Source organism: Streptomyces sp. ISL-36 (assembly GCF_018614205.1).
Classification (GTDB): domain Bacteria; phylum Actinomycetota; class Actinomycetes; order Streptomycetales; family Streptomycetaceae; genus Streptomyces.
Window position 1 is genome coordinate 1 of sequence record NZ_JAGGOS010000159.1, and the last position, 9,014, is coordinate 9,014.

At 73.1% G+C, this 9,014-nt stretch carries 8 protein-coding genes; 2 read left to right on the forward strand and 6 right to left on the reverse strand.

The genetic code is table 11. The features are described from left to right. Together J7E93_RS32725 and J7E93_RS32730 are read right to left on the reverse strand one after the other, a co-directional pair. On the reverse strand, positions 1 to 998 hold a 998-nt coding region (locus tag J7E93_RS32725; protein ID WP_308368860.1), incomplete at its 3' end, for an AAA family ATPase. A 264-nt stretch (positions 999 to 1,262) separates the two neighbouring features. After that, positions 1,263 to 2,963 carry a S8 family serine peptidase gene (locus J7E93_RS32730; RefSeq protein ID WP_251067421.1) on the reverse strand — a complete coding sequence of 567 codons (1,701 nt, stop codon included), beginning with the start codon at positions 2,961 to 2,963 and terminating at the stop codon, positions 1,263 to 1,265. Between the two features lie 499 nt (positions 2,964 to 3,462). Between J7E93_RS32730 and J7E93_RS32735 the strand changes: the two genes are divergently transcribed. Then, a complete protein-coding gene (locus tag J7E93_RS32735; RefSeq protein ID WP_215073670.1) occupies positions 3,463 to 4,170 on the forward strand; it encodes a hypothetical protein in 708 nt (235 codons plus the stop codon). Positions 4,171 to 4,230: 60 nt separating this feature from the next. Here J7E93_RS32735 and J7E93_RS32740 read toward each other — a convergent pair whose 3' ends face one another. The 4 genes from J7E93_RS32740 to J7E93_RS32755 all read right to left on the reverse strand — a co-directional run bounded on the left by J7E93_RS32740 (position 4,231) and on the right by J7E93_RS32755 (position 8,122). Further along, complete coding sequence (locus tag J7E93_RS32740; protein WP_215073671.1) at positions 4,231 to 5,139, reverse strand: GNAT family N-acetyltransferase; 909 nt, start codon at positions 5,137 to 5,139, stop codon at positions 4,231 to 4,233. A 181-nt stretch (positions 5,140 to 5,320) separates the two neighbouring features. Next, positions 5,321 to 6,397: a hypothetical protein gene (locus tag J7E93_RS32745; RefSeq protein WP_215073672.1), complete on the reverse strand. Its 1,077-nt coding sequence runs from the start codon at positions 6,395 to 6,397 to the stop codon at positions 5,321 to 5,323. Further along, positions 6,394 to 7,401 carry an SPFH domain-containing protein gene (locus J7E93_RS32750; RefSeq protein WP_215073673.1) on the reverse strand — a complete coding sequence of 336 codons (1,008 nt, stop codon included), beginning with the start codon at positions 7,399 to 7,401 and terminating at the stop codon, positions 6,394 to 6,396. Before J7E93_RS32750 ends, J7E93_RS32745 begins: the two co-directional genes overlap by 4 nt. Positions 7,402 to 7,468: 67 nt before the next feature. Continuing rightward, positions 7,469 to 8,122 (reverse strand): MerR family transcriptional regulator, encoded by a 654-nt coding sequence (locus J7E93_RS32755; RefSeq protein WP_251067419.1) that lies wholly within the window; start codon positions 8,120 to 8,122, stop codon positions 7,469 to 7,471. Positions 8,123 to 8,242: 120 nt separating this feature from the next. Between J7E93_RS32755 and J7E93_RS32760 the strand changes: the two genes are divergently transcribed. Further along, positions 8,243 to 8,875 (forward strand): DUF4188 domain-containing protein, encoded by a 633-nt coding sequence (locus J7E93_RS32760; protein ID WP_251067420.1) that lies wholly within the window; start codon positions 8,243 to 8,245, stop codon positions 8,873 to 8,875. Positions 8,876 to 9,014: the final 139 nt, after the last annotated feature.

A 9,014-nucleotide genomic window follows, 5' to 3' on the forward strand; every position in this document is an offset into this window, starting at 1 on the left:
GTGCCGAGGAGCTGGCGGGCCAGCTCGCGGGCGCGCCCGGAGAGGGTGAGCGCCTCGGCGTGATGGACGGGGGTCCGCGCGTCGGCCAGCGAGCGGCCCACCGCCAGCGCCAGCCGGGGGTTGCCGCCGCTGGCCTTGTGGATGCGGCCGGCCATCCGGGACGGCAGGCGGTGGTGGATGAGGAGTTCGGCGATCTCGTCCGCGTGCAGCGGCGGCACGAGCAGGATGTCGGCCTCCGACGGCACCCAGAGGTGGGTGTCGTGCGCGTCCTGGGTTCCGTACGCCTCGGGGGTCTCGACGGCGATAACGCGCAGCGCCGGCGGCGCGAGGTGGAGGGCGAAGCGCAGCAGGTCGGCGCTGTCGGCGTCGATGTGCTGGACGCCGTCGACGACGAGCAGGGCCGGTCCGCGGGCCGTGAGGCCGCGCAGGATCTGGGCGATGCCGAGGCGCAGGGCGATCGGGTCCCAGCCGCCGTCGTGCAGCGGCGCCTCACGGCAGAGCATGGCGACGGCGGTCCGCTGTGGGCCCGGCAGTCCGTCGAAGACCCCCGAGGCGCCGGGGCCGGGGGCCTGGCGCGGTATCGACGCCCGCGCCGAGCCGGTGGCCGTGGTCCGTCCGGAGCCGGTGGTCGTGGTCCGTCCCGAGCCGGTGGTGGTGGGGCCGGGGGCGGCGGTCGCGGTGTGGGAGGGGGCGGGCGAGATCCGTCCGGAGGCGGGGGTCGCCGGGTCGGAGCCGTCGTCCGTCCGGGTGCCGGCCACTCCCGGCCAGGTCACCGTCGTCGCCACCGAGGCCACGAGGGCGGCTGCCGCCGCGCCGGGTATGTCACGGTCGGCGGGGAGCGTCGCGAGCCACAGGACGGTCTCGCCGCGGGCTTCCGCGCGGGCCGCCTCCGCCAGGGCCACCTCGGTCTTGCCGACACCCGCGGGTCCCGTCAGCAGGGCGCGGCCGCGGGCGTGCAGCACGCGTTCGAGACGGGAGAGCAGCTCCTCCCGGCCCACCGGAGCCGGGGGTCTCCCCGCGCCGGCAGGGCGTAGGGGGAGGTGTGGCGCAGTCGTCACGTATCCACCACCCTCCGCACTCGGGCCCGGCCCGTGAGCCCCGTGGGGCAGAGGATACGGAGCGTACCGGCGCAGTCCAGGTCTCTTGTCCGGCATACGGACAGCCGGTACCGGTCGCCCACGCCAGGACGCGCCCGTGGTGTAGACCACGGGCGCGCCGCTGACCAGCAATAATGCTGATGTGGGGGGTGGTTCAGGGGGTGATCAGAAGGTCAGGCTCCACGAGTCGATGTAGCCGGTGTCACCCGAGGCCACATCGCGGACCTGCAGCTTCCAGGTGCCGTTGGCGACCTCGCTCGACGCGTCGACCGTGTACGTGGTCAGAACGTTGTCGGCGCTGTCCGACGAGGAGGACGCCTTCAGGTTGCGCACCGTGCCGTCGGGGGCGATCAGGTCGATGACCAGGTCCCCGCGCCAGGTGTGCTTGATGTCCACGCCGACCTTGAGGGTGGCGGGGGCGTTGCCCGTGCGGCCGGTGACGGCGATCGAGGACGACACGGTGGTGTTGTCGGAGATCGTCACGTCCGTCGCGTTGGTGAAGACGGTGCCGGTCGGCGGCGTCGTGGTGCCGGTGACGGCGTCCACGGTCTTCGCCGTGTCGGCGATGCCGGTGCCGCAGCCGCCGGTGCAGGTGCCGGGCAGCGGCCGGGCGTTGGCCTTGATCGCGGACTCGATCTCGGCCGGGGTGAGGCTGGTCTTGGCCGACTTGAGCAGCGCGGCGAGGCCCGCGATGTGCGGCGCGGCCATCGAGGTGCCCTGGTAGGGCTTGTAGTTCTCCAGCGACTGGGTGGTCGTGCCCGAGTTCAGCGTGGAGTAGATGCCGTTCTCGGGGGTGGTCACCGTGCCGGGCGTGTCGGTGGCGCGGCGGGTCTCGCCGCCCGGAGCCGCCACGTCCACGATGGTGCCGTAGTTCGAGTAGTACGAACGGTTGCCCTCGCGGCTGGTCGACGCCACGGTGATGACGTTCGAGCAGTTCGCGGGGGTGAAGCCGGAGGTGTTGGCGTTGCTGTTGCCCGCGGCGACGACGACGGTGGTACCGCGCGAGACGGCGCCGTTGATCGCGGTCTGGTAGACGCTCGGGCAGGTGGAGCTGGCGCCGCCCAGGCTCAGGTTGATGACCTTCGCGGGGGTCGGGTTCGCCGCGACGCCCGGCACGGAGCCGCCGGACGCCCAGGTGATGGCGTCGGCGATGTCCGAGGAGGAACCGCCGCACTTGCCGAGGACACGCACGGGCTGGATCTTCGCGTTGTACGCGATGCCCGCGATGCCCTTGGTGTTGTGGGTGACCGCACCGATGGTGCCGGCCACGTGGGTGCCGTGCCAGGAGGAGTTGGAGGCCCGCGAACCGGTGCCGCACTCGCCGTCCGTGGCGTTCCAGTCGCCCTCGTCCTTGGCGTCCGCGTCACGGCCGTTGCCGTCGCGGGCGTCGGCGGAGGTGGAGATGAAGTCGTAGCCGGCGACGACGTTGGCCGCCAGGTCGGAGTGGGCCGCGTAGCCGGTGTCGATGACGGCCACGGTGACACCGGAGCCGGTCGTCTTGTCCCAGGCGGGCGGAACGTTCATGCCACCGGTGGCCTCGAAGAGGTCCCACTGCTTGGCGTAGTCCGTGTCGTTCGGGGTGACGGCCATCGCGTACGCGCGGATGTCGGGCTCGACCGAGGCGACCTGCGGGTCGGCGCGGTAGGCGTCCATCACCTCGGCGACGTCCTGCTTGGTGGCGCTGTCGCCCAGGTCGACCAGCGCGCCGCCGCCGGCGAGGCGGCGCTCGAAGGCGAGGCTCTCGCCGGTCTGGGCTCCCTTCGCGGCCGCGTCGCTCTTCGCGGCGGCGTTGGAGCCGGCCTCGGCGGCCGCGGACTTGTAGGTGACGATGACCTTCTCGACCGGAGCGCTGGGCAGCGCGGTCATCGCCTGCGAAGCCGGAGCCGGCTTCGGCGTGGCAGCGGCCGGGGCGGCGGCGAACGCCCCGGAGGTGGTGGCAGCGGCGCCGAGGATCGCGGCACTCGCGACCACGACGGATATGACTCTCCGCCTGGAACTGTTCAAGGTGTTCCCTTTCGAGCACGACGTAGGTGCGGAGCAGTGGCGGCGGCGCGGGAGCCGCGGTGCGAAGTGGGGTCGCGGTCCGTCGGTCCCTGGGCTTGGGGGGCCCGTGCGCCGCCACCGGCGCGACGGCCCGGGTCAAGGCCGTCACCGGCGGACACCACCCTCCTCCCCTCATGCACCTGACAGGGCCTGAGCGCCTGTGGGGGGCGTGGATCGGGGGATGGGATCTGCCGGTGCGGCAGACAGTAGGGAAAGAGCGGATGAACCCGATACGGGGAAAACCCTTGTCGCCCCCCGAGGGGGTGGGGGGAGGGTCGAGGGGGGCGGCATGCCGGGCCCCTGCACGGGGCATCACCGCTGGGTGAAGTCAACGGGGTACAGGCGGAGTTGGTACGAGCGGCGGCTGCCCCTCCCGTTACGGGGGCTGCTCGTCCTCGTGGCCGGGCTGGGGGTTCTTTTCTGCGGTCAGCAGATCCTGGAGGGATACCGGACGACGATGGTGTACCGCGACGCACCGGTCTGCGAGGGCCAGGGGTGCGTACGGACCGCGGTGGGCACGGTGACGGGCCGCAAGACGGGTGAGCACTGCACGTCCGACACGAGCGGGGGCGCGGCCGGCACCACAGGCGGCGGCGGCACCACCTGCACACGGTACTACCGGGCCGAGGTCGAGTGGCCCGGCCGTACCGCGTCGCTGTCGGTGGACTCGGACACCTATGACGAGGTCAGGGCGGGTGACCGCGCGGAGCTCAGGATCTGGCGGGGCGAGGTCGTCGGCCTGCTCGTGCGCGGCCACAACCACAGCTACCCGCCCTCCTCGCAGAGCGGGGTGGGGCCGTGGCTGGCGCTCGCCTCGCTGATCCTCGCGACGGGAGTCTGGGGAGCGGTGAGCGGCAGGCCGTCGCGACTCCTCGCGTTCCCGAACTTCGGCTGGTTGTTCGTGGCCATCGGGATCGGGTGGCTCGGGTCCATGGCACTGTTCGGAGGACACGTTCTCGTCTGGGCCTTCGCGATCCTCTGGACGGGATTCGCGGTCTTCTGGATCGTGGGCGCCTGGCGGGACGGCTGAGAACGCTGCCGGTGCCCGCCGGGTGTGGGCGAGATGGCCGCGCCCTACGTTCGCGAGGCGTCAGCCCAGTTCGAGGGTGGTCACGCCGAAGACCCGCTCCTGAGCGACCGGCCGGATCGGTCCGGTGTACATCCGCGCCGTCTCGAAGGTCGCCTCGAGCCCCCGCTCCCGGGCGAGCCGAGCCGCCGCCGGATTGGACTCCGGCATGTCGATCGCGATCCGCGCCGAGCCGAAGGCCCGGGCCTCGGCGGCCAGCGCGTCCAGCAGGGCGGCGGCGTCGGCGGGCGTGTCCGCGAACAGCGGGCCGATACGGGCCTCGTCCTCGGCCGGCCGCACCACCCCGTACCCGGTCGGGCGCCCGGCTGTGATCCGTACCAGGGCCCGGTGGCCCGGGGTGGTCAGCCAGGGCGCGAGGAAGCGGGGCCGGTCGGCGGGGTGGCAGGCGCTGTCGTACGCGGCGAGGGCCGCCGGGTCGACCCGCGCGGCCGGGACCACCGTGGGAAGCACGGCGGGGTCCACGTCCGGCGCGGGGACCGGGGGAGCGGTGAGAGCCGCGGGGGCGCGGAGTTCTCCCACGTAACGCGCGGTGCGATAGGCCGCGGTGAAGCCGGAGCGGCGGTAGTTGTCCTGCTGGTCGGGCACCCCGTCGAGGCCGACGGTCCGTTCGCCGGCGTGCGCGAGGGCGGCGCGCCAGGTCGCGAGGCCGTGACCGAGACCCCGTAGGTCAGGACGGACGAGGTAGAAGCCCAGGAAGGCGTACCGGTCGCTGTAGTTGACGACCGAGACGGCGGAGACGGGCTCCCCGTCGATCCGGCCGAGGAAGAACCCCTCCGGGTCCTGCGCGAAGAACGCCGGAGCGTCGGCCGCTCCCGGATTCCAGCCCTCGGCGGCGGCCCAGGTGCGTACGAGCGCCCAGTCCCGGAGGGTCGCGGGGGAGACGTGGAGCGAGCCGGTGGTGGGGAAGGTCATCGGGCTCCTTCGACAGCGGGTGGCGGGACACGGTGGGGCGGCGGGACACGGTGCAGAGGCGGACACGGTGCAGGAGCAGGACACGGCGGGGTCGCGGGCGGCGCGAACCGGAAAAAGCGGGCCGAGCATAGCGATCACGGTCCCCTCCCGCTGCCCCCGCCGATCGTTTCCGGCCGTGCGGCTACCCCACCAGTCGCAGGGCCGTCTCCGACACGCCCACCCGTACCGCCTGACCCCAGGTCAGTTCCAGGGCGTCCGACTCCATACCGTCGCCGAAGGCCACCAGCCGGTCCGACTCGACCGTCAGCCGCAAGGTCTCTCCGGGGTTCAGCAGACCCTCCACGCAGGTGGTGCCGGTCGTCGGCGACGGCCAGGCCTCGCGGACGAACCACGCGAGTCGCCGGTCGGTCGGGACGGGCAGCCGCAGGGGGCTCGAACGCTGCTCCCGGAGGGAGCGGAGCCAGCCCGTGGCGCCCGTACCGGTGCCGACGAGGACGCCGGAGGACGCCTGGGGCTCGGGCGGCGCGGCGCCGGTGCGCTCGACGCCCAGGGTGTAGCGGGCGGTCTGGTGACCCGGCGGGCCCAGGTAGATCTCGTTGAGAGCGACGATCCGTTGCGCGTCGTCGGTGACCGCCTCCACCATCGTGAGCTCGTCCACCACCGTCCTCGTCCTCGTCGTCGCGGGCGCGGTCGCGGTCGCGGTCGAGTCCGGGGTCGAGATCCTCGCCGTGGCCGTGGCCGTGGCCGTGGCCGTGGCTGTGGCCGTGGCCGTGGCTGTGGCTGTGGCTGTGGCCGTCGCCGTCGCCGTCGCCGTGGCCGTGACCGAGATCGTGGTCGCGGTCGGACCGGAGACGGAGGCCAGCAAGGCGCCCGCGTCCGCCGCCCGGTGCCGCACGAGGACGCCCGGATTGCGCCCGGGGTCGGTGTCGATCCCGATGACCGGTTGCCCCTGCAGGTACTTCGCCACGTTGGCCACCAGGCCGTCCTGCCCGACCACGACGACCACGTCCTCGGGGCCGAACAGGAAGCGGTCCAGGTCGGCGCGCTCCACCCTGGCCCGCCGCCACCGCAACGGCACCGCCGACGCCACCTCCGCCAGCGCCCGCCGGGTCCGCTCGTGGCGCTGCCGCACCTCCTCGATGCTCCGGTCCCGGCGGGAGAGGAAGAAGGCGGCCTGACCGTGCGTACCGTGCCGGGCGAGCAGCTCCTCGTACTCGGTGGTCCGGTGCACGAGCACCGCCCGAGGCGCCAGGCTCACGACGGAGCTCCGCCGCTGCCCAGCTTAGCGAGCAGCCCGGTCAGCACATCCGGCGAGAGGGTCAGACTCTCGATCCGGGGCAGGTTCTCCGCCGCGCGGGTCGCCGCCAGCGCGTGCAGCGTCGCCGCGTCGGCCTCGCCGTGCACCCGAAGCCAGGCCGCCTGCGCCGCCGCCCGGGCCTCGCCGACCTCTCGGGCCGCCTCGGCCTCGGCCCGTGCGAGCCGGACCTTCCGTACCGCCTCGGCCTCCGCCCGTACGGAGTCGGCCGCGGCGGACTCCTCCGCCTCACGGCGGGCGTTGGTGCCCCGCTGGTCGACGAGCCGCTCCTCCTGGCGGGCCAGTTCGATCTTGCTGGCCAGCTCGTTCTCGGCGATGGTCCGCTCGCGTTCGACGGCCACGGCGCGCCGCTCGTACGTCGCCCGGTCGGCCTCCTGCTGGATCTGTTCGCGCGCCGGAGTGCGCAGCGCCCTTTCGACCTCCGGCTCGGGACGGATCGCCACCACGCGTACCGCCACCACCTCGATACCGGTGGCCGGCAGCCGTGGCTCGCCCGTGAGCCCGGCCGCGATCCGGTCGCGGACCGCCGCCACGCCGTCGACGAGGGCCGCGGCGAGCGGGGTGCGCGCCAGGACGTCGAGGGCGTGCTGCTGCGCGGTCTCGGTGAGGAGCGTCGCGATCTGCTCCAGCGGCGCGGCGCGCCACGCGCCCGTGTCGGGGTCGATCGAGAAGTCGAGCCGGGTGGCCGCCGCGTCCGGCTCGCTGATCCGGTACGTGACGGTGGACTGCACGCTCACGTCCTGGAAATCGCCGGTCCTGGCGTGAAAGGCCATGGCCAGTTCCCGGTCGTCGACCGGTACTTCGGAGAGTGCGGCTGACAGCGAGCGGAACCAGAAGCTGAGCCCCCTGCCGTCGTGGACGAGTCGCCCGCGACGGTGGTGGCGGATGTGGGCGGTGGGCGCGGAGCGCAGATGGCGCCAGCCTGCACGCCTGGTGATGTCGGCCATGAATCCCCCTTGTCGTCACTGTGACGATAGAGGCCCCGTTCCCTTCTCGTCAAGATGACGAAAGTGGTCACTCGGGAGCCGGCCGGTCGGGGCGCGGGGTCCTGTGCAGGCGGGCGGACACGTCCTCGTGCGCCAGGCGCCGCAGCGCGAGCAGGATCGGCTCGTAGAGCGTCGTGTACGCGACGGTCGCCTCGATCGCCTCCTCCAGGACGGGGTAGCCCTCGATCGTGGCGTACTCCTCCGCCGCGATCGGGTGCATCGCCAGGGCGTAACGCCGGATGTGCTCGATGCCGCCCTCGTAGCCGAGTGAGCGCAGGGTGACGACCGCCCTGGTCAGTGCGGCGAGTGCGGGCGCCTCGTCGTACACCTGCCAGTCCAGTTCGGCGAGCAGCCCGCGCAGCTCCGCGAAGACCTCGTCCCAGAGCTGCCGCCCCGGATCGGATTCTTCCGGCGGGGTGATCCGCGGCCCCAGCATGTACTGGGCGATGCCGAGGCGTTCGTGGCGGCCGAAGGCGGGGTCGTCCGCCACCGCGAGGACGTCCCGGGCCTGCTGGACCGTCATGCCGCCGACCGTGAGCAGCGCCCGGATCAGACGCAGCCTGCGCAGATGTTCCTCGCCGTACTCGGACTGGCGGGCCGTGACGGGGGTGCCCGGCGCCAGAAGCCCTTCGCGCAGGTAGTACTTCACGGTCGCCACGGACACGCCGCTGCGGCTGCTCAATTCGGAGAGGCGCAAAAGAGATTCACCGTTCCCATCGTCTCGACACGGTTACTGAGGACTTCTACTCTGCCCTCCTAGGATAGTTCAGCTATCCATCAGAATCGGAGGGTGGGCAGAGACATGGAACGTTCCGGCTTCGCACACTTCGCACACGTCGCGCAGGGGGTGCGGCTCCTGGCGACCCCCGAGTGGAACCGCGGCGGTCCGGACAGCCGCTCCGAACAGCGCCGGGTACGCCGAGGGCGTTTCATGGCCGCCACCACCGAGCCGGTGGCGGTCTTCCTGATCGGCGCCCGTGTCAACCGCTGGCGCTCGGTCCGTGGCTGGCTGCCCGTGATCATGGCCATGCCCGGCATGCTCAAGGAACTGACGGCAGACCCGGAGAGCGGCTTCCTCGGCTACCGGATGCTCCTGGGGCCGTCCTTCGGCGAGGTGACCGTCGTCCAGTACTGGCGCAGGGCCGGTGACATCCGCGCGTACGCCACCGACACCGACCGGCGCCACCACCCGGCCCGGAGCGCCTTCTGGCGCCGCTACTTCACGAGCAACGGGGCGGTCGGCATCTGGCACGAGATGTACTCGGTGCGTCCGGGGGCCTATTCGGCGCTGTACGGGGACATGCCTCCGACGGGTGTCGGAGCGCTCTTCGGGCTGGAACCGGCGGCACCGGGGGAGAGGGGCGGCTACCAGCGCTCGACCGACCCGATCTTCGCGGCGCAGGTCACGGAGGACCGCCCACCGACGGGGGAGTGAGGGCGCGGGCGGCGCCGGTGGCGGGCGGCCACGGCCGTCAGCCTGCCACGGGCGTGGCTGCGGGGGTCTGCCCCGGGCCGGGACGGCCGGGGGCGAGCAACGGCTCGCCGGCCGCCGCCTCGTCGGCGCGGACCGGGGC

Excerpts from the sequence above, each read along its gene's own strand:
- J7E93_RS32740 (WP_215073671.1), bottom strand. The coding sequence starts at position 5,139 with ATGACCTTCCCCACCACCGGCTCGCTCCACGTCTCCCCCGCGACCCTC.
- J7E93_RS32730 (WP_251067421.1), bottom strand. The coding sequence starts at position 2,963 with ATGACCGCGCTGCCCAGCGCTCCGGTCGAGAAGGTCATCGTCACCTAC.
- J7E93_RS32750 (WP_215073673.1), bottom strand. The coding sequence starts at position 7,401 with ATGGCCGACATCACCAGGCGTGCAGGCTGGCGCCATCTGCGCTCCGCG.
- J7E93_RS32760 (WP_251067420.1), top strand. The coding sequence starts at position 8,243 with ATGGAACGTTCCGGCTTCGCACACTTCGCACACGTCGCGCAGGGGGTG.